General features: G+C 54.1%; 16 protein-coding genes. 7 read left to right on the forward strand and 9 right to left on the reverse strand.

Annotation, left to right across the window (positions count from 1 at the left end; genetic code table 11):
• Positions 1 to 5: 5 nt before the first annotated feature.
• Positions 6 to 902 carry a uroporphyrinogen-III C-methyltransferase gene (gene cobA, locus P8S54_RS07110; protein WP_281443828.1) on the reverse strand — a complete coding sequence of 299 codons (897 nt, stop codon included), beginning with the start codon at positions 900 to 902 and terminating at the stop codon, positions 6 to 8.
• Complete coding sequence (locus tag P8S54_RS07115) at positions 862 to 3,597, reverse strand: nitrate reductase (protein WP_281443829.1); 2,736 nt, start codon at positions 3,595 to 3,597, stop codon at positions 862 to 864. Before P8S54_RS07115 ends, cobA begins: the two co-directional genes overlap by 41 nt.
• 758 nt (positions 3,598 to 4,355) lie before the next feature.
• On the opposite strand from P8S54_RS07115, the gene P8S54_RS07120 reads away from it, so the two are divergent.
• Genes P8S54_RS07120 through nirD form a run of 3 tightly spaced genes read left to right on the forward strand, consistent with a single transcriptional unit; the run spans position 4,356 to position 8,640 of the window.
• Positions 4,356 to 5,651 carry an FAD-dependent oxidoreductase gene (locus P8S54_RS07120; protein ID WP_281443830.1) on the forward strand — a complete coding sequence of 432 codons (1,296 nt, stop codon included), beginning with the start codon at positions 4,356 to 4,358 and terminating at the stop codon, positions 5,649 to 5,651.
• Positions 5,652 to 5,683: 32 nt separating this feature from the next.
• Entirely contained in the window at positions 5,684 to 8,206 is a 2,523-nt protein-coding gene (gene nirB / locus P8S54_RS07125) for a nitrite reductase large subunit NirB (RefSeq protein ID WP_281444076.1), read from the forward strand.
• A gap of 35 nt (positions 8,207 to 8,241) precedes the next feature.
• Complete coding sequence (nirD, locus tag P8S54_RS07130) at positions 8,242 to 8,640, forward strand: nitrite reductase small subunit NirD (protein ID WP_281443831.1); 399 nt, start codon at positions 8,242 to 8,244, stop codon at positions 8,638 to 8,640.
• A gap of 95 nt (positions 8,641 to 8,735) precedes the next feature.
• Here nirD and P8S54_RS07135 read toward each other — a convergent pair whose 3' ends face one another.
• Complete coding sequence (locus tag P8S54_RS07135) at positions 8,736 to 9,254, reverse strand: GNAT family N-acetyltransferase (RefSeq protein WP_281443832.1); 519 nt, start codon at positions 9,252 to 9,254, stop codon at positions 8,736 to 8,738.
• 145 nt (positions 9,255 to 9,399) lie between these two features.
• On the opposite strand from P8S54_RS07135, the gene P8S54_RS07140 reads away from it, so the two are divergent.
• Positions 9,400 to 10,332 (forward strand): cation diffusion facilitator family transporter, encoded by a 933-nt coding sequence (locus P8S54_RS07140; protein ID WP_281443833.1) that lies wholly within the window; start codon positions 9,400 to 9,402, stop codon positions 10,330 to 10,332.
• Between the two features lie 82 nt (positions 10,333 to 10,414).
• On the opposite strand, the gene P8S54_RS07145 is transcribed toward P8S54_RS07140, so the two are convergent.
• The 4 genes from P8S54_RS07145 to P8S54_RS07160 all read right to left on the reverse strand — a co-directional run bounded on the left by P8S54_RS07145 (position 10,415) and on the right by P8S54_RS07160 (position 15,141).
• Positions 10,415 to 11,683, reverse strand: a complete 1,269-nt coding sequence (locus P8S54_RS07145; protein WP_281443834.1) for a PQQ-dependent sugar dehydrogenase — start codon at positions 11,681 to 11,683, stop codon at positions 10,415 to 10,417.
• Positions 11,684 to 11,774: 91 nt separating this feature from the next.
• Positions 11,775 to 12,542, reverse strand: coding sequence for a metallophosphoesterase (locus tag P8S54_RS07150; protein ID WP_281443835.1), 768 nt, complete (start codon positions 12,540 to 12,542; stop codon positions 11,775 to 11,777).
• A gap of 18 nt (positions 12,543 to 12,560) precedes the next feature.
• Entirely contained in the window at positions 12,561 to 13,352 is a 792-nt protein-coding gene (locus P8S54_RS07155) for an alpha/beta hydrolase (RefSeq protein ID WP_281443836.1), read from the reverse strand.
• 76 nt (positions 13,353 to 13,428) lie between these two features.
• Positions 13,429 to 15,141 carry a thiamine pyrophosphate-dependent enzyme gene (locus P8S54_RS07160; RefSeq protein ID WP_281443837.1) on the reverse strand — a complete coding sequence of 571 codons (1,713 nt, stop codon included), beginning with the start codon at positions 15,139 to 15,141 and terminating at the stop codon, positions 13,429 to 13,431.
• A 596-nt stretch (positions 15,142 to 15,737) separates the two neighbouring features.
• On the opposite strand from P8S54_RS07160, the gene P8S54_RS07165 reads away from it, so the two are divergent.
• On the forward strand, positions 15,738 to 15,860 hold the full coding sequence (locus tag P8S54_RS07165; RefSeq protein WP_257790899.1) for a hypothetical protein: 123 nt from the start codon (positions 15,738 to 15,740) through the stop codon (positions 15,858 to 15,860).
• A gap of 138 nt (positions 15,861 to 15,998) precedes the next feature.
• On the opposite strand, the gene speG is transcribed toward P8S54_RS07165, so the two are convergent.
• Both speG and P8S54_RS07175 read right to left on the reverse strand, forming a co-directional pair.
• Complete coding sequence (gene speG, locus P8S54_RS07170) at positions 15,999 to 16,544, reverse strand: spermidine N1-acetyltransferase (protein ID WP_281443838.1); 546 nt, start codon at positions 16,542 to 16,544, stop codon at positions 15,999 to 16,001.
• Between the two features lie 64 nt (positions 16,545 to 16,608).
• A complete protein-coding gene (locus P8S54_RS07175; protein WP_281443839.1) occupies positions 16,609 to 17,829 on the reverse strand; it encodes an FAD-dependent oxidoreductase in 1,221 nt (406 codons plus the stop codon).
• 99 nt (positions 17,830 to 17,928) lie between these two features.
• On the opposite strand from P8S54_RS07175, the gene ltaE reads away from it, so the two are divergent.
• On the forward strand, positions 17,929 to 18,936 hold the full coding sequence (gene ltaE / locus P8S54_RS07180) for a low-specificity L-threonine aldolase (protein ID WP_281443840.1): 1,008 nt from the start codon (positions 17,929 to 17,931) through the stop codon (positions 18,934 to 18,936).
• A 124-nt stretch (positions 18,937 to 19,060) separates the two neighbouring features.
• Positions 19,061 to 20,467 (forward strand): glycerophosphodiester phosphodiesterase family protein, encoded by a 1,407-nt coding sequence (locus tag P8S54_RS07185; RefSeq protein WP_281443841.1) that lies wholly within the window; start codon positions 19,061 to 19,063, stop codon positions 20,465 to 20,467.
• Positions 20,468 to 20,726: the final 259 nt, after the last annotated feature.

The raw sequence follows: 20,726 nt of genomic DNA on the forward strand, positions 1-20,726 counted from the left end.
ACGCGTTAGCGCATGAATACTTGGGCAGCGTGAAGATCAGCGGGAGCCGCGGGGCTGGTAGTAACTCTTTGCACCACGCTGCCCACCACAATCAAGCACGGTGAAGGCAGCGGGTTAGCGGCTAACTGTTCAGGCATACCGGCAAGCGAACCCACTAGCGACTGCTGCACGTGCTGGCTGGCGTTGGCCACTAACATGATCGGCCAATCATCCGGCAAGCCCGCCTGGCGTAGGCCTTGGCAAATGGCGCCTACTTTGGAAAGGCCCATATAAAACACCAAGGTTTCATCTTTGCGGGCAAGCGTCCCCCAGTCTGGCGTGCCGTCTTCACGGCATAGCTGGGCAGTGACAAAGCGCAGCTGTTGCGCATGGCCACGGTCGGTGAGCGGAATGCCCATACAGGCAGCGGCTGCAGAAGCTGCGGTAATCCCCGGCACAATGGCCGCTGGCACCTGGGCGGCGGCCAGAGCATCCAGCTCTTCGCCCATCCGTCCGAACACCGCCGGGTCGCCACCCTTCAAGCGCACTACCGATTTACCTTCCTGGGCGAGCTTTACCATCAGCTCGCCGATCTCAACTTGCGGAACGCTATGGTGGCCGCGCGCTTTGCCTACGTAGTAACGTTCGCAACCGGCAGGAAGTAACGCGAGGACGTCGTCACCCACCAAACGGTCATACACCACAGCGTCGGCCTGCATCAGCAAGCGTGCAGCCTTGAGGGTCAACAGCTCCGCATCGCCGCTGCCTGCGCCGACTAAATAGACCTGCCCTGCGCGGCACTCGCCCCGCAGTTGTAAAGGTAAGTCCGTTGCATGCTGAGCCGGCGTCCATAGCGCGCGGGGCGAAAAACGCATAAAGGCGTTAAGCCACTTCAGAATTAGGGGATTGCTTAGCGCGCGCATTCGGCCGTTCCTCTTCAATAAGTGATTTCAATTCGGGAATACAGCTGCCGCACTGGGTACCGCAAGCAAGCCTTGCGCCCAGCGCTTCCACGCTGACATCGCCCTCGCGAATAGCCTTTACGATGGTGGTTTGGCCCACTTGATGGCAGCTACAAATGACCGGGCCGGTTTCCGCAGCGCCGTCATCACAACCTGCCAATAAACGGCGGCGATGGGTGTCGCTTAAGGACGTGTCATTAAACCGGGCTTCCAACCATGCCAATCCAGGTAGCTCTTTAGGGGGGCCTACCATTAGCCACCAGCAAAGCTGACCCTTTTCTACGCCAACGGCGCGCAATCGTCCGTTAGCAGGATCTTGACTCATCACGGAGAGCGGCCCCGGCATCCACGCGTTTATCTGTGCTAGCCAGTCATTAATCGGTTGGGTGTTGGCAAGCTGCCAACGCTGGCAACCGCGCATCGGCGTACGGGCCCAGTAGGCACTTTCACACCAGGGCGACGCATCGCTCAGGCCATCGGCGACGATCAGCGTGGCTTGCCAATCGGTGGGTAGCGCTGCCAATGCTACAGCGCCATGCTTCGCTTCCGGCTGGCCGGAAAGTGGGTCGGTGATGCTATCAATCAACGCACTACTTCTGGCCTGTTTGGTGAAGCAGTCAGTCCAGTGGATAGGCACAAACACGTCGCCGCGGCGCTGGGCGTTCGATACCCGAACACGACCAATGAACTCACCCTTCGCCGCAGTTAACACCGCAAGCTCTTGGTCAACCACACCAGCGCTGCGCGCATCGTCGGGATGCACTTCTATAAAGGGCTCCGTACGGTGATTCATCAGGCGTGGCGAACGGGCTGTGCGTGTCATGGTGTGCCACTGATCGCGAATTCGCCCGGTGTTCACGCGCAGCGGGTAGGCAGCACTGAGCGCTTGCTCAGGTCCCTGTGGCCGTATGGCGAGTAACTTGGCACGGCCACTCGCCGTAGCAAACTCGCCGTCCGCAAACAGGCGTGCCGTCCCATGGGGAGCCGCCTTTGTGACCGGCCATTGAATGGGTGCTAAAGCGTCGTAGCCTTCCCTACCCAGGCCAATCAAACCCGATATATCAAACAGCCGCTTTGAACCTTTTGAAGAGGCTTCATTTTCGAACCCTGACAGACGAGCGTGCTCGTCGAAAATTTCCCAGGGATGCATGTAGTTAAACGCCTCAGCAAACCCTAAGCGTTTCGCCACCTCACACATTATCCACCAGTCGTGCTGCGCCTCACCGGGGGGTGGCAGCATGCCCCGCTGGCGAGAAATACGCCGTTCGGAATTGGTCACGGTGCCGTCTTTCTCTGACCAGCCCGAGGCGGGTAGCACAATATCCGCATAAGGCAGTAAGTCGGTGTGGGCGGCGCATTCGGAAACGATCACTAGCGGGCACTTTTTTAGTGCGGCCCGAACTCGCGCTGCATCAGGCAGGCTGATGGCGGGATTGGTGGCCATCACCCAGAGCGCTTTTATCTCACCTCGCTCAATAGCTTCAAAAAGCTCTACTGCTTTATAGCCTGGGCTATCCGGCAAGCAAGGTGTCAGGCTATCAGTCGTCCAGAAGCGGCTAACAAGGTCGAGCGCACCGGGAGTGTGGTAATCCATGTGTGCCGCTAGTTGGTTAGCCAGCCCACCCACTTCGCGGCCACCCATGGCATTAGGCTGGCCCGTCATCGAGAACGGCCCTGCCCCCGGCAAGCCAATCTTCCCCCCGGCCAGGTGGCAGTTAATAATCGCATTGCACTTATCGGTACCGCTGGCGGATTGATTAATCCCCTGCGAGTAGAGCGTGACCACATGCAGCTGGCTGGCAAACCAGTAGTAGAAGGTTTCCAGACGCTCGGGGTCGACATCACAGGCAACCGCTACCTCCGCTACCGATCCCGCTGTTTGCTGCGCGGCATTCAGCGCCTCTTCCAAGCCTTCGGTGTGGCGCTCCAAATAGAGCGTATCGAGCTTTTGATGTTGGGCCATCCACGCCAGCAGGCCATTAAAAAGATAAGCATCACTACCCGGCTTAATCCCTAGATAGAGGTCGGCAATCTCGCAGCTATCGGTGACGCGGGGGTCAATTACCACCACGCGCATCAACGGGTTGCGCTCTTTGGCTACCTTCAAACGCTGATAAAGCACAGGGTGATTCCAGGCCAAGTTAGAACCCACCAACACCACCAGCTCGGCCTCTTCAAGGTCTTCGTAGTTACACGGCACCGCGTCCGCACCAAAGGCACGCTTGTAGCCAACTACCGCCGAGGCCATGCAGAGCCGAGAATTGGTATCCAAATGAGGCGTACCCAAAAAGCCTTTAAACAGCTTATTGGCCACGTAGTAATCTTCTGTCAGCAGTTGGCCCGATAGATAAGCGGCAACCGTTTGGGCTCCATGCTCATCCCGCAGGGTATTTAAGCGGTTAGCGGTGGCGCTCAACGCGGCGTCCCATGAGACCTCCACACCATCGACACTAGGGCGAGTCAGCCGCCCATGGTGTCCTAAGGTTTCGTGTAGCGCAGAACCTTTGACGCATAGACGCCCAAAGTTTGCCGGGTGCTCGCGGTCGCCTTCTACAGCGCTCAGCGTGCCCGCTTCAACCGTCGCCTTCACGCCACAACCGACGCCGCAGTATGGGCAGGTGGTTTTGGACTGCTGCCCTGCTTTTGCCCCTCGCATAACACCTCCTCGGGTCGTACCTGAACGCTGTCTTAAACAGGTGTTTAAATGCCGGACATAAAAAAACGCCCAGTCCCTTTCCCTAAAGCGCGATACAAACGCATTAGAGAAGAGGGCTGGACGTCGTTGCCACAGCGCACCTTCAGTGGTGCAGACTATTTTTTTACAACTGAAAATTTCTAACAGCTACACATTTTCTAACGGCTACTTATTTTTCTTGCGGCTTTGGAGTTGCTCGCTGCCATCGCCAAATAATGAGTACCTATTACTTATTAACTGTCTTGTGGGTTAGGTAACTGCAAAATAAAGACCCAAAGCTATAATTTTAAAAATTATCAAATAAATACAAATACTTATAAAAATACAAATAACATCAAAAGCCACTACTTGGCTCTCAGAGCAAGACAAAGTGGTGCCCAAGAGTGCATGCACCGCCCTTTTTCGCACCATCGCTGTGCACCCTGTCCAAATATCCGCGCTACCACTGACCCGTACCAACAACTTAACTAACTGACAATGTTGAACAAATAAACATTAATGGCCAGTTGGCTAGTTCCTTGCTTGAAACAGCGTAAGATTTTTAAGTACTTGGCGGCCAATGGCGGCTGCCCTGTGTTTGAAAACGGATTTAAAACGACGCTATCGGGCAACGACGCCCCTGACGCGCACTCTTTTTGCAGTTCTATGCAAAGAGGTGCACGACAGGGGCGTTTTTTTGTTTGGTGCTCAAGCAGCCGCAAAGACACAGAGGAGCCCCCATGGAAACTACTTCACGGTGCTCACCCAGCGACCATCTAGTAATAATTGGCAACGGCATGGCAAGCCATCGCTTGATTGAGGCCTTGGTCAAACAGCCCAAGCGTCCCCAGCGCATCACAGTGATTGGCGCCGAGTCAGCGCCTGCTTATAACCGCATCCTGCTCTCTCCACTACTGGCCGGTGAAGTGCAGCAGGATGCGCTGACGCTGCGCGATGCCACATGGTATGCCGAACAGGGTGTCACGCTAATACTCGGTGAAAAGGTCGAGACACTTGATCGCTCACGCCAGACATTGATCACCGATAACGGGCGGTCGCTTGATTATGACCGCCTGGTAATTGCCACCGGCTCGCGCCCGACACTGCCCGACGTTCCGGGTATTGAGCTTGCGGGGGTGCACGGCTTTCGCGATTTGCAAGATGCTGACGCGCTGACCGATATTGCCCAGCGCGGCGGTGACACCCTTGTGATTGGCGGCGGCTTGCTGGGCCTGGAGGCCGCTGAAGGGCTGCGTAAACGCGGCAATGATATCAAAGTGAGCGTGCTCCAACGCAGCGAGCGGCTGATGAACCGGCAGCTGGATGCTACCGCAGCGCACCTACTTAAAGACGAACTGACTCAGCGCGGTTTAACGATCATTACCGGTGCTCAGTTAGCACGGCTAGAAGGCGACGCACAGGGCCGGGTTGCTAAGGTACACCTTGCCGATGGCCGACAGTTACACGCCACCAGCGTGATTATTGCCGCTGGCATTACCCCCAATATCGAGCTAGGCCACCAGGCAGGCCTGACCACCCAGCGGGCTATTGTGGTGGATGAGTGGCTAACCACCAGCGACCCCGCAATTTATGCGCTAGGCGAGTGCTGCCAGTTTGATGGCACTACTTACGGCTTGGTAGAACCGATTTGGCAACAGGTAGAAGTGCTTGCCACCACGCTATGTGGCACCGCTGTCCAAGGCTACGCAGACGCCCCCAGCGCTACCAAACTCAAAGTCAGCGGTGTGGCGCTCTACGCCTTTGGCCCTACCGAGGCTAGCGACGAGCATGACGTATTGAGTTACCACGACATTGAGCGTGGCGACTACCGTCGCCTGCTGCTGCGCGACGGACGGATTGAAGGCGCTGTGCTCTACGGCGATACCCGCCAAGGCCCTTGGTATTTCGAGCAGGCGCTCGCGAGCAATAACCTTAACGACTGCCGCCAAGCACTGTTGTTTGGTGCGGCTGATGTAAAGGCGCTCAAAGATCATCAAAACGATACACCTCATTTATCGACGTCAGAGGCGGCATAACTATGTCTATGAAGAGCATGTCTATGAAGAGCATGTCTACCAAAAACACGACAACTCCCGAACAGCTCATCATTATCGGTAACGGCATGGTCGGCCACCATCTGGTCGAGCAGCTAGTCGATAACGGTGGTCTTGAGCGCTACCAAGTGACGGTGTTTGGTGAAGAGCGGCATCGCGCCTACGACCGCGTACATCTATCTGAGTATTTCAGCGGGCGCGACGCCGAATCGCTAGCGCTATGCGAGGCGGATTACTACGCTACCAGCGGCGTGGAGCTACGCAGTGGCGAAGCCGTGATCGAGATTGACCGTAACGCTCAGGAAGTCGTTACCGATCAAGGCCGCTACGCCTATGACCGCTTAGTCCTGGCGACCGGCTCCTTCCCTTTTGTGCCACCGATTCCCGGCAACGACCGTGAGGGATGCTTGGTATATCGCACCCTAGATGACTTAGATGCCATTCAAGTCGCCGCCGAAAATGCCACTAATGGCGTAGTGGTGGGTGGCGGCCTACTGGGCTTGGAAGCAGCAAACGCCCTGCGCGGCTTAAATCTAGATACCGCCGTCGTCGAGTTTGCCTCCCGCTTAATGCCGATGCAGGTAGACAGCGAAGGTGGCGAGCTACTGCGCGAAAAAATCGAGTCACTCGGCGTGCAGGTCCTTACCGAGCGCGCGACTCAACGCATCGAAGACGGCGATAACAGTCTCCACCGCATGGTCTTCCAAGACGAAAAAGTACTGGAGACCGACCTGATTGTATTCTCTGCCGGCATTCGCCCCCGCGACCAGCTCGCCCGAGCGTGTGGCCTGGAACTTGGTGAGCGTGGCGGCATCGTGGTGGATGATCATTGCCTTACCAGTGATCCAGCCATCCTTGCCATTGGCGAAGTCGCGCTATGGAACCAAAGCATTTTTGGCCTGGTGGCGCCCGGCTACCAAATGGCTAAAACAGCGCTCTCCACATTAACCGGCGGTGACGCCCGCTTTAGTGGTGCGGATATGAGCACCAAGCTTAAGCTGCTGGGCGTAGATGTGGGTTCGATTGGTGATGCCCACGGCAACCAGACCCCTGGCGCACGCATGTTTCGTTATTTAGACCCCATCAAGCAGGAGTACCGCAAGCTCGTGGTTTCTAGCGACGGTAAAAAACTGCTCGGTGCGATGATGGTAGGCAACAACAGCGTTTATGACACCCTGCTACAGTACTACTCTAACGGCATCGAACTGCCCGACGAACCCGCCTCACTGATTCTGCCGCAAAGCAGCGGCGCCGCACCCACGCTTGGCCCCGGTGCATTGCCAGAAACAGCGATGATTTGCTCCTGCCACAATGTCTCTAAAGGCGATATTTGCGCCACCATTGATGACGGTGCGGTGGACCTAGCCGATGTAAAAGGCGCCACCAAAGCCAGCACCGGCTGCGGTGGCTGTACCGCGCTACTCAAAAGCGTGGTGGATCACGAGCTTGAATCCCGCGGTGTTGAGGTCGACAAATCGATTTGTGAGCACTTCTCTTACACCCGTCAGGAGCTTTACGACATTGTGCGTGTTGAAGGCATTAAAACCTTTAGCGAGCTGATCGAAAAACACGGCAACGCCGATACTCACCACCTGGGCTGCGATATCTGCAAACCCGCCGTGGCCTCTATCCTAGCCTCCTGCTTTAACGAGCCGATCACCGATGCGGCACATATCCCCTTGCAGGATACCAACGACACCTTCATGGCCAACATGCAGAAGAACGGCACCTACTCGGTAGTGCCCCGCATCGCTGGCGGCGAGATCACCCCAGATAAGCTGATTGTGCTAGGCGAAGTGGCTAAAAAATACAGCCTCTACTCCAAAGTCACTGGCGGTCAACGTATCGACCTATTCGGCGCTCGCTTGGAAGACTTGCCAGATATCTGGGGCGAGCTGATTGCCGCAGGTTTCGAAACGGGACACGCCTATGGCAAATCACTGCGTACCGTAAAATCCTGTGTGGGTAGCACCTGGTGCCGCTATGGCGTGCAGGACAGTGTTGGTATGGCGATTCAACTGGAGAACCGCTACAAGGGCCTGCGCTCACCCCACAAAATAAAGTTCGGCGTATCCGGTTGCACCCGCGAGTGCGCCGAGGCTCAGAGCAAAGATATCGGGATTATCGCCACCGAAAATGGCTGGAACCTCTACGTGTGTGGTAACGGTGGCATGCGCCCCCGCCACGCCGAACTGTTCGCCACCGATCTTGACGACGAGCAGCTCTACCGCACCATTGACCGTTTCTTAATGTTCTATGTGCGTACCGCCGACCGCTTGCAGCGCACCTCAGTGTGGCGCGAAAACCTCGACGGCGGCCTGGACTACCTCAAAGAGGTAATACTGGACGACAGCCTAGGCATCAACGACGAGCTAGAGCGCCAGATGCAAACCGTGGTGGATACCTACCAGTGCGAATGGGCCGATGCCATCAGCGACCCGGAGAAGCTCAAGCGCTTCCGCAGCTTCGTCAATGACGATCGCCCGGATCCATCAATCATCATGACCTCCGAGCGTGGCCAACTGCGCCCCGCTTAAGCGGCTCTTTTCACTGAATAAAAATGAGGCAACCCATGACCGCAACGGCACTGAAAAAAGAGAGGGATAGGGTGGATATTCAAAACAGCCAGGCGTGGCAAAAGGTCTGTACTAAAGCTGACTTGGTGGAGTTCTCAGGCGTTGCCGCCTGGCTTGAAACCGCCGAAGGCGCAGCCCAAGTAGCAATCTTCTACTTGCCAGGACAAGGGGCAGCCGATGAGCTTTTTGCACTTGACCACTTTGACCCTTTCTCTAACGCCAACGTCATCGCCCGAGGCATTGTAGGTGACATTAAAGGCGCGGCGGTAGTCGCCTCGCCCATCTACAAGCAGCACTTTCGCCTTGAAAACGGCCAGTGTTTAGAAGATGAAGAGGTCAAACTGCGTACTTGGAAGATCGAGTTTAAAGGTGATGAGGTGTGGGTTGAGGGCTGATTCTCGATTCAGTGATTAATGGCTGATCAAGCGTAAACGCCGCCCCATCGGGTGGCGTTTTAAGTCTACTGATTACTTGGGAAGAGGCCGATTAGTCAACTTATGTCCTTTTTATAAAGCACGCTATCAAGCCTTAGCCCCGCCACTAATGAATAATCAGGCAGCTTTTCTCCCGCCTCAAATCCGACTTTTTCCAGTACCCGCCTGGAAGCACCGTTATCCACTGAAACAATCGCCGAGAGCGTATTCAGCCGGTAAACACTGCGTGCTTCATTGATCAAGAAGTGTAATGCGCGTTGGGCAATTCCGTGGCCGCACGCTTGCTCGCCAATGCGATAGCCCACTTTGCCTTGGCCGTTTTGCATATCGCGTAAATTGGCGCGCCCTACAATAGTGCCTCTTTTACGAATCAGCAGCGGGCTCATTCGACGTTGGGCGTTTAGCGCCAGGCACTCAATGATGTGCTGAGTAGTGCCTTGCGGAGTATAAAAACTCTGAGGGCGCGCTTCGATGTACTGCTCGAACCACTCACGCTCTTGGGTTTCAAATACCAACAGTTCGGCAGCATCTTCTGGGGTGATGAGTTTGAAGGTCAAATCGTTAGCATGGCGCATAAGCACGTCTCTCCCTGGGGTGCAAAGCAGGTGGCTAAAGGCTATTTCTGTGAACAAAAGATCAACAAAACGCTGACATTGCGCGCAGTGATATTGCTATGCTTGCCAGCCTCTTAGTCAAGCAGGCACTGGAGCCATAACGTTCATGAAGACTGAATCGAACACTTTAGCCTTCTCCGCATTTATGGCGCTATTGATTGGTAGCGCTGGCATTGCGGGAACGCTACTTTCCAACTCCCAAGCGATCCTGCTGGATGGGCTGTTTAACCTTATCTATTTCAGCGTCGCACTAGTGACCATCAAGGTAAGCAAGTTAGCTAACCTTCCGGACAGTGACGCTTACCCGTTTGGTTACAGCTACTTTGAGTCATTAGTTAACCTTTGCAAAGGGCTGTTAATTTTAGGCGTATCTATTTTTGCGTTGGTCGATGCAGTAGCTGCTCTGCTGACTGGTGGGCGGGCAATTTCACCGGGGGTCGCCGTCGTCTACGCGCTATTCGCTACCACGGCTTGCTCGCTTACCGCATGGGTAATGCACCGCAGTCAGCGCCATGTTCGAAGCCCGCTGGTCAGCGCTGACAAACTCAACTGGATAGTTAACAGTATTATCTCTGCCGCTGTGCTTGCAGCATTCTGCCTCGTCATGCTGTTTGAGCGCATAGGGTGGCAGGTTATTCTGCCCTATGTGGACTCAGTGCTTGTGATTGCGGTGGTGGTACTCTGCCTAGGTGTGCCGGTACGCATGGCATCCCAAGCGCTGCGGGAGTTGCTTAACAAGGCACCTGAAGAGGCGATTGCGGTACCCATACGCCAAGCAGTCGCCCGTGCGCTAGCCGACATAGACACCCATGAAGTACGAGTACGCATGGTTCGCCCAGGCCGGCTTCTCTATGTGATTGTGCATGTAGTCTTATCCAAAGACCTCTCAGAAGCATCACTGGCTAACCAAGACAGGCTGCGTCAGCGCATTGATGAAGAGGTGCGCCGCGAACATTCGCCGGTAGTATGTGACGTGGTGTTTACCGCCGATACCCGATGGGCAGCGCCCTCCTGTGGGCTGCTGGTTAAGAAAGCATAAACGTTCTTAACGCTACTCCATACGCAAATAGGCACCCGAAGGTGCCTATCTTCAAACATTTTATCCTGACGGCAAATAAGCCTTAAGACTCTGGTTCCAAACGATAGACGCCGCCATCTTCGTCATCGGTCACCACATAAAGCATGCCATCTGGCCCTTGTCGCACATCACGAATACGTCCCAAGGTATCTGCTAAGAGTACCTCTTCATGGGTGACGTCACCGTTATCATCCAGCACTAAACGATGCAGCTGTTCACGACGCAGCGAACCCACAAACAGGTTGTTGCGCCATTCGCTAACATCGCCGGTGGTGTAAAAGGCCATACCTGAAGGTGCCATGGACTCTTCCCACACATAGTTGGGTGGCCTAACCCCCGGGGCTTCAGTTCCAAGACCAATGTGCGCATCAGTGGTGTACTCGGTACCATGGGCAACCATCGGCCAGCCGTAGTTGGCGCCTTGCTCCACTTTATAGAGCAGGTCACCACCGTTCGGCCCGTGATCAACGGCCCACACATCACCGGTTTCAGGGTGAATCGTTAAGCCCTGATTATTGCGATGTCCAAACGAGTAAATTTCCGGACGCAGATTGCCAGGCGCCATCTCAACAAAGGGGTTATCCGGATGCGCGCCGCCATCTTCAAGTAGACGAATCATCTTACCACCCGGGTTGGTTAAATCCTGGGGCAAGTTCTGCACGTTACGATCGCCAATAGAGAAAATAATCTCGCCATTACCGGGAAATACAATACGCGACCCGTAATGGGCGCCAGGGTAGGTACGGGGCACCTGGGTATAGAGTGTTTCTACGTCCGTCAGCTCTGCATTATCTGCATCAATACGGGCACGGCCAACGGCTAAGCCGGTGCCGTAATCAGGCTCATAGGTACTGAAAGCACGTGGGTCACCGGGGCTTGAAAAGGTAAAGTAAATCCAGCCGTTATCGTCATAATCAGGGTGTACGACTACGTCTAGCAAGCCGCCTTGATTACCACCTTCGGTCGCCGACTCATCATCTTCGTCAATATCCGTTTTGGGTAAATTACCAAGTTCAATCACCTCACCGTCATCGATCAGCTGCAATCGCCCAGGGCGCTCTGTCACGAGCATACGTCCGTCAGGCAGCCAAGCGACGGCCCAGGGATGCTCTAGCCCACCGACGACTTGAGTAACACTGAAGTTAACTTCTTCGCTCTCTATGCTACTCGCAACACTTTCATCTTTAATACTCACATCGGCACTGGCAGCACTTGCACCCACTAGCAGTGCGCTTACTAACACCGAAGAGACAACTGCTACCGACGAAGCAGAACGTGTTTTACGGAATAGATATCGTCCTTGAGAGGTCATACGGTGCTCCTTGTGAAGATCGATTAACGTCTGTGCATTTCTTTTTTCAGCCTAGAAAAGTTGCTTACACCCCGCAATCAATGATAGCAGGCTAACATTCTATCTCGACAACCCAGTCATCTCGAAACAGCGCCGGGGTGAACTCATAGGGATAGCCGCCTGGATTAGCAATCACACGGGTACCGTTATGCAGACGGTCGACCGGCTCATGGACATGACCATGTACCCATAGATCCATTTTCCCCATCAATTGCGGCAAGTGCGAAGCAAAGGCGGGAGAAAGCGCATCGCCAAGATACTGGTCAGGAATGCAGCTATGTAACGGTGCGTGGTGGCTAATGACTACTTTGGGGCCATCAAAAGGTTTCGCGAGTTCATGGCTTAACCAGTTGAGCGCCTCCAGGTGTAGTTCCCGACTGGCCTGGGGCGTAAAGGGCTGCCCAGGAGCCGTGGTGACAATGCGAAAGTCGGGCATGTAACGCAGTGCTTTTGCTTCGGTATCTTGCGGGTTACGCGTTGGGTCGTCCGCATATAGCGCAAAATCGGTCCAAAGCGTGGTGCCATAAAAACGTACCCCGCCCAGGGTGACGGCTCGGTTATCCAGTAATTCAATCTGATAGCGCGCAGCTTCAAGGGCTAACTCTTCACGCAGCTGGGGCATGCAGGTGCCGTAAAACTCATGATTTCCCGGCACGTATAAAATAGGTAGCGTCGGAAACTGCTGCCTTGCCCAGGCCAGCCCTTCCGTTTTCCGGTGAATATCTCCGGCCAGAATGATGATGTCCGCCTCTATCTCGGGCAGCTCACGATGGCCATCAAAAAACTCCAAATGAAGATCAGACAAAATTCGTAAGCGCATATAAATTCTCACTTATCTTTATGACTTCACGCGGCTGATAAACTGGCTGGCAAGATGAACGACGAGGGCCTCCGCTTCACGGTGAGGCACATGATGAATACCAGGCAGAATCTCGCAGTGTGCGGGGCCATGCACATAGCGCGCTATTTGCTCGGGCTGCCGGTGGGAGCCGTACTCATCTTTTTCACCATGGAGAACCAGCGTGGGGCAGTCGACCTGTTCCAATGCAGGCCTCAGTGACCAGCTTTCAAATGCTGGGTGCAGCCAAATATCCGTCCAGGCATGCAGCACCCAGCGGGCTTTATCGCCATGGTATTTTTCGAGCTTGGCAAACTGCTCTGGCGCTTCAAATGCGACCTGGGCGTCTTGTATACCCTGCCGGGTGCGGCGCTCGTTGATGGACTGGGCCGCAATGGTAATGAGCCCCGTACACTGCTCAGCGTAATGCCCGGCACAGTGCACCGCCATGCCGCCGCCAACGCTATGACCAAGGGCGATAAATTGCTCAAGCTGAAACGCAGCGTAAAGTGCCGCAAAGCTTGTCGTCGGTTCATCCTCAATAAACGTGTGTAAAGGGTGAGCCGTACATGGCTCAGAGCGGCCATAGCCTAGCCGGTCGTAGGCAATCACGCGCTGCTGGGTAGCAGCGCAAAGCGCTGCGGGAAAGCTACGCCACAGCTCAACGCAACCCAGCGAGTCATGAAAAAGTACAATGGGGGTGTCGCAACACGCCTGCTGCGGCTCCCAAGTGCGAGTAAATAAGCGACCGCCGGGGGAGGCTATCCAGCGGTCGTGGAAGGTTATCGTCATGGCATGGCTCTTAAGCTAGTCAGTTGTTATTAGTGATCAGCAGTCAACATACCATGCTAGGTACGGTGCTGATTCTCTAGCGTTTTAAGAAGTTACTCTTTACTAAATGCACCACTTCATCCATCCGCCCGCTGAGCACCGCTTTCGCGGAGTAAAGCGCTGTGGAGGCGACTTGTCCAGCTTCCACCTTTGGCGGCATGACGAGTTCCATGGGGTTAACGACCACATCTAATAATGCAGGGCCTGGATGTGCCAACCACTGGCGAATGGCCGCATCTAGTTCACTCTCCTGCTCTACCCGTTGCCCCCATAGACCCATTGCACGCGCTACTTCACCGAAATCAGGGTTTTCTAGCTCCGTGTAAACATCCAGCAACCCTTCGACCTTCTGCTCTAGCTCTACAAAGCTCAGCGAGCTGTTGTTATAGACCACGATTTTAAGCGGGATTTGCTGCTGTACTAAGGTAAGCAGATCCCCCATTAGCATCGATAAACCTCCATCCCCACACATAGCAATTACCTGGCGTCCGGGGTGCGCTAACTGAACCCCTAGCGCTTGCGGGTAGGCGTTGGCCATGGTGCCGTGTTGCAAACTAGATAACGTCCGCCGCTGTTCGGCCGACCGAATGTGGCGCAACATCCACACATTGACGCTGCCAGTATCAGCGGTGAAAAAAGCGTTGTCAGCGGCATGGCGATCAATTGCCAAGGTGAGTTCCTGGGGATGAATCACATCGGCGTCCTGGCTCTTATTCGCCGACTTCTCCAGTGACTTGGCATAACGCTTTTGGCATTTCTCTAGCCAGCGCGTCCGGTCATTGGCTTCCACTACCTGGGAAAGTGCTTCACAGGTATCACGGATGCTGCCGACGATGCCCACATCAACGGGGTAGCGCTTGCCAATTTGAGTGGGGTCATGGTCTATCTGAATAATAGAGGCGCGTTCGGGGTAGAACTGGGTAAACGCAAAGTTGCAGCCCAGCATAAGCAACGTGTCGCACTCTGCCACCGCGTGATAACCACCCTCCAGGCCATAAACTCCCGTCATACCGACTTGGTAAGGGTTATCGTATTCCATGAAGTCTTTTGCTCGGGATGTCCAGGCGATGGGGGCCTGTAGCTTTTCTGCAAGCGCGATTACCTGCTCTCGGGCATCTTCACAGCCTGATCCCGCAAAAATCGTAATATTACCGCCTTTATTAAGCTGGGTGACCGCTGGCACCAAAGCCTCTGCACTTGGTCGCAACGAGTAGCTAAATTGATGGGTGCGGTAATCAAGCTGGTTTTCAGGGGTTTGCGTCATCACATCGCCTGGCACTATGAGCACCGCCACGCCGCGCTTGGCAAGCGCAGCTTGAGCTGCATGCGCCGTCATTCGACGCGCCTGCTCTGGCGAAACGATGGTTTCGCAAAACACGCTGTACTGCTTAAAAATAGGCGCTTGGTCAACTTCCTGGGGAAACTGGCTACCCACTTCCCCTAGCGATATTTGGCTAGCAATCAGCACGACTGGCGAGCCGTTTCGATGCGCATCAAATAACCCATTAACGAAGTGCAGACTACCCGGGCCACAAGAACCAGCGCACAGCGCAAGCTCTTGTGTCATATAGGCTTCGCCGCCGGCGGCAAAGCCGCCGACTTCTTCATGGCGAACCCCTACCCAAGCTATATCACTTTTTTGTAACGCATCAGTGAAGTGGTTAAGCGTATCGCCCACGATGCCGTAACAGCGTTTAGCCCCTGCCTTTTGCAGTGTATCGACCATGATTTCAGCAACATTTGCGCTCATTGACGACTCCTTTCGCAACGGATATTTGCAGTAGTAATGTCAAAAACAATATTAATAACAGCACTACAGCCTAGCTGCTGATCGACTTCTTTGCTGCCCTGTGATAGCAACAAAGAAATCAAATGCTGCAATGCAGCAAAAAGGGGCTATACTGCAGGGGTGTCCCTACAGGAGGACCACCAATGATGATTACATTAGCAACCTATGCGCGAGACGATGAAGTGCTCTCTTTTTGGGGCTTACAAGCCAGATGGCAGCAAGCCGCTAATGAGGCGTTAGCCACCTATTTTGGCTAAAACTAGTCGTATTCACCGCTTTTACACCCCTTTAGACGAAAAGATAACTACCCAAGCCGACGTTACTCGTCGGCTTCTTTATGTTATGAAAATCTTTTCCATTCAATGACGTATGAGATTTTTACGCCTATTTGTAAGCTAAAGCTTACGCTTCATAGCAAATTGCTTACATCTTTTGGACTACCCATGGGGCTGAAAAGCGCCTAATATCTGACATTACAGCTAACTTGCTGCATAGCACAACGTAAGCCGTGTATAACTAAAAAAATCCCCTTAACCTCTGCACTAGGAGTGCTCGCCATGCAACACTCAGTTACCCAAAGTCAGGCGTTGGAAGTAGATGTCATGGAAGTTTGGGCGCAAAGCGCTCAGCAACAACGCGCCGCCTTTGATGCTGTTGCTGCTTATATGCGTAAGCAATAAGCTCACACATCAGTAAGTGTTCAAACTGCATCAGCTCACTAGCGAGCCGATGCAGTAGCCCTCTCAGAGTTACCTACTTATTACCTGGTTATTATCCAGTTATTACCTAGTTAGGTTTGAAAGTTTGCCGTATTTTTCCTAGCGTCCACGACTCTCCTCCCCTGGATTAAGCTCAGCCAAGTAAGTATCTTGCAAGATATACATTCGCTTTACATCGCGATACTTGCCGTTGATGAAAAACTCCTTAACTAAGTGCCCTTCTTCAATAAACCCACTCTCTTCGTAGAGGTGGATGGCTTTGATGTTATCCACCGCAACAATGAGATACACCTTATGTAAGTTCAAGATGGTAAAGGAGTAGTGCAGCGCTTGGCGGATAAGCGAGCGGGCAAACCCTTTACCCTGGTGATCCGGGGTAATGATGATCTGAAACTCGGCGCCACGATGGATATAGTCAATTTCAATCAGCTCTACCAAGCCAATCGCATGGCCGCTGCTGTCTTCTGCTACAAAACGGCGCTCCGCGTTGTCGTGGATATGCTTGTTGTAAAGTTCTTCCAGCTCATCAAATGATTCGTAAGGCTCTTCAAACCAGTACGACATAATACTTTGGTTATTATTCAGCTCATGCACGAAACGCAGGTCGTTACGCTCCAGAGCACGTAAATAAAGTTTATGACTCATTGCTGACTACTCGTATTAACGATGTTGAAACCTCGGCTATTGGGCGCTTAATGGCGCGATAGGTTCACTGCTGACGCTTTAGCCGTTGAAAAGAATAAAGTTCTGCCAGTGGGTGATCGTTACCTTCAATCAACGCGCGCAACAGCTTGGCCCCCACTACGCTATAGGTAATGCCATTGCCGCCATACGCGAGTGCAAAATGCACCCTTGGCCCAAGCGATGCATGGGGGCCAAAGTAAGGCAGGCCATCACTCGTTTCCGCAAACGTACCTGCCCAACAAAAGGTAGGGTTGATATCCAGCGCTGGCCATAGCGTTTCGATCTTTGCGGCTAAGCCTTGGGCTTTTTCTATCACCCGCGCATCACGGCGTTCAGGAATATCTTCTTCGTCGTCATCGCCCCCTACCAGCAGGCGTCCATCCTGGGTAGAACGCATATATAAATAAGGTCTTGCCGACTCCCATACCAGCGTATGGCGAAGTATGCCAAGCGCCTCATAGGGTAATGGATCCGTAACGAATGCGTAGCTGCTGCGATTAGCCGCCACCGATTCTGGCAACCAGTTTTGCGACTCGTACCCAGCGGCGATGACGACCTGCTGGCAGCGTAGCGAGGCACCGTTAGTGAGGATTATTTCAACTCCCTGCGCACTGGGTTCTATTCGCTCAACTTGGGTACGGTCATACACCTCGCCACCCCGAGCCACCACCTTTTCAAACAGCTGATAGGCCATTCGATAAGGGTCTATGCTCGCACCAAGTTCGGACAAAATGGCGCCGGGAGCTTCGAAGCCATATGTCGACAGCACCTCATGACGTTCAAGCCACGTAACATCAAACCCATGCTGTTGGCGTAACACCAGCTCCGCTTTCAGGGCGGCTACGTCCTCCTCATTGCTCGCATAATAGAGGCTTTGATGGCGCTCAAAGGCCACATTACCCAACTCTGCCGCTAAGCCTTCCAGCGTCAGAATAGCGTCGGCGCAGGCATGGTAGGCCATTACTGCGTTCGCCTCCCCATACTGCTCAGCCAAATCCACCATGTGGGTGTCGATTTCGTACTGCAGCAACGCAGTGCTGGCCGCAGAACTGCCCCACCCTACTTCACGCCGCTCTACCACCACCACGTGATGGCCATGGCGGCTTAGCTCATTAGCGATTAACGCCCCGGTTATCCCCCCTCCTATGATGACCACTTCGCATTCATGGTCTCTGATTAATTGTGGAAACGCCGTCAATAACCCATTTTTTACCGCCCAAAACGGGTAGCCACTTTTAAGATCCATCTCATCACCTGTGCGGAGTTGTCCTACAGTATGCTGTTAACAATAGTTGGTTACGGCCACATTGCTCTGTTAACGAAGCGTTCAGGCGAGGAAATGTAGATGATCGATTTGCGTAGCGATACGGTGACCCGCCCTACGGCCGCCATGCTGGATGCCATGATGACCGCCCCGTTGGGAGATGATGTATGGGGTGACGACCCGACCGTCAATGCCTTTCAAGCGGCACTTGCCCAGCAGGCAGGTAAAGAGGCGGCACTGCTGTTTCCCAGCGGCACCCAAAGCAATTTGGTCGCGCTGATGGCTCACTGCGAACGGGGCGATGAGTATATTGTTGGGCAATCTGCCCACACCTACCGGTATGAAGGCGGTGGAGCAGCGGTGTTAGGCAGCATTCAGCCACAGCCGATTGAGAACGACGAAGATGGCAGCCTTCCCCTGGAAAAAATTTCCGCTGCAGTAAAGGCAGATGACTTCCACTTTGCACGCACTCGGTTATTGGCATTGGAAAACACCATCGGCGGCAAGGTGTTGCCCGCTGCCTATATACAGCAGGCAACTGATTTAGCTCGCCAACATGGTTTATCAACGCACCTAGATGGCGCCCGGCTATTTAATGCCGTCGTGGCAACTGAGCGCTCGTTGAAGCAGCTCTGCCAACCGTTTGATAGCGTGTCGCTGTGCTTCTCTAAAGGGCTTGGCACGCCGATGGGGTCTGCACTGGTCGGCTCCCAAAGGCTGATTGATAAGGCACGCCGATTACGTAAGATGGTCGGCGGTGGCATGCGCCAATCCGGCATTATTGCTGCGGCTTGCCAGCATGCGCTGGACCACCACGTAAGCGATCTTGCTCACGACCATCGCCGAGCGGCCCGCTTGGCAGAAGGGCTCTCGGCACTTCCCGGGGTTGAAGTAACCTCTCAGGCCACTAACATGGTGTTTGTCCGCTTTCCCGATAAGCATGTGCAGCCACTGGCAACGTGGCTAAAAGAGCACGGCATTCTCATTGAGCTACTTTACGCGACGCGCCTTGTTGTCCACCGTGATATAAACGATGCGGATATTGATGTGGTCATCGCCGTAATGCAGCGCTACTTCGCATACCAATAGCTTCGTTTAAACGCGCCAGTCAAAAGTTTGAACTGCCTCACGCTTTCGCCTCATTAGCGTGGGGCTATGCGAAAAAGACGTCTACACTCTAAGTGCGTATTTTGCGTACAAGGGAACTTAGTTAATGACGTCATCCTACTGTCCTACCGCTCTACTTATAACGAGCGGTTTGCTCTTTGCCACGGTTGCCTTTGGGCAACCGTCGGACACTACTTACCCGTGGGATGACGCGCTGATTAACGCGGCTCAGCAAGTGACCTTGGGGCCCAGGCCCCTCTTTCTAGTTAATGATATGAGCACCGGGAATGCCCATGAGCGCCGGTTAAAATCCGAGCTGCTGGCCTGTGCAGCCGAGCAAACCCAGTGGCAACGCTCGCCCCTAACCATTGGGCACCGGGGGGCCCCGCTTCAGTTTCCAGAACATACCCTTGAGTCTTATCTGGCAGGCGCCCAAGGCGGCGCCGGCATTCTAGAGTGTGATGTCACCTTTACTGCCGATGAGGAGCTGGTCTGCCGCCACTCCCAGTGTGATTTGCACTACACCACCAATATTGTGGAAACAGCCCTCGCCCAGCAGTGCAGCACTCCCCCCACGTTTGATGAGGCCACGGGTGAACTTACCAATGCTGCCGACATTCGCTGCTGTACCAGCGATATTACGCTGGCTGAGTTCCGCACGTTACAAGGCACCATGGAAGGGGTAAATACCGAGGCCACTACTCTAGAAGCCTATCTGGCCGGCACACCCCCCTGGCGCACCGACTTATACGCCACCCGGGGCACCTTAATGAGCCACGCAGACAGCATTGCCCTCTTCCAGCAACTGGGCGTAAAAATGATGCCCGAGCTAAAAGCGCCCATGGTGGACATGCCTTATACCGGCCACTCCGAAGAGGGGGGTACTCAGCAAAACTTTACCCAGAAAGACTATGCGCAAAAACTAATTGATGAGTATTTAGCCGCAGGTATCAACCCACAAGACGTCTACCCCCAGTCATTTAACTTGGACGACGTGCGCTACTGGATTGAAAACGCGCCTACCTTTGGCGCCCAGGCGGTGTATTTAGAGGGCCGCTACAGCGACGAACATTTTGATCACAACGACCCCGCTAGCTGGCAGCCCAGCATGGATGAACTCGTTGAACTAGGGGTCGCTATTCTCGCGCCACCCACGTGGATGCTGCTTGAACCCAACCCTAACTTTACGCCCACAGAAAACGGCTCTCGGGCAGAAGAAGGGGCGGCTCCCAGCAGTGAAGACCATGCCCGTCGGCTACAGCCCTCACGCTATGCGCAAGAAGCGCGCGATGCCGGATTACTACTGATTGCATGGACAATGGAGCGTTCAGGGCCGCTAGCGGAAGGTAGCGAGTGGTACCACCACACCACTCAAGATGTTATCAGCCAAGAAGGCGATATACTGATTACGATTGATGCGCTGATTAATGACGTTGGTGTACGCGGTATTTTTACCGACTGGCCTGCCACGGTGGCATTTTTTGATAACTGTTCGCAGCGGGGCGCCCCTTAACACAGCGGATCGCCCTCTTACCCAGACAGACACTCACTCTTAACAATTAATTACCGTTGAGAGACAAACTGTATTTTTATAATCGCTCACTAGACACTGGTACGACATCAAGATAATGGAAAACAGCACCCCGGCGTAGGCAAGGGAACCTAATCAGCACTGTTCGGGGAAATAAAAAAACCAAATAGCGGAACACTATGCATGCTTTCGGTTGGATGACACGCCTTCAGGCGGGTCTCTTCATACTATTGGTATGGTG

The organism is Halomonas sp. M1 (assembly GCF_029581375.1).
In the GTDB taxonomy this organism is placed as follows: domain Bacteria; phylum Pseudomonadota; class Gammaproteobacteria; order Pseudomonadales; family Halomonadaceae; genus Vreelandella.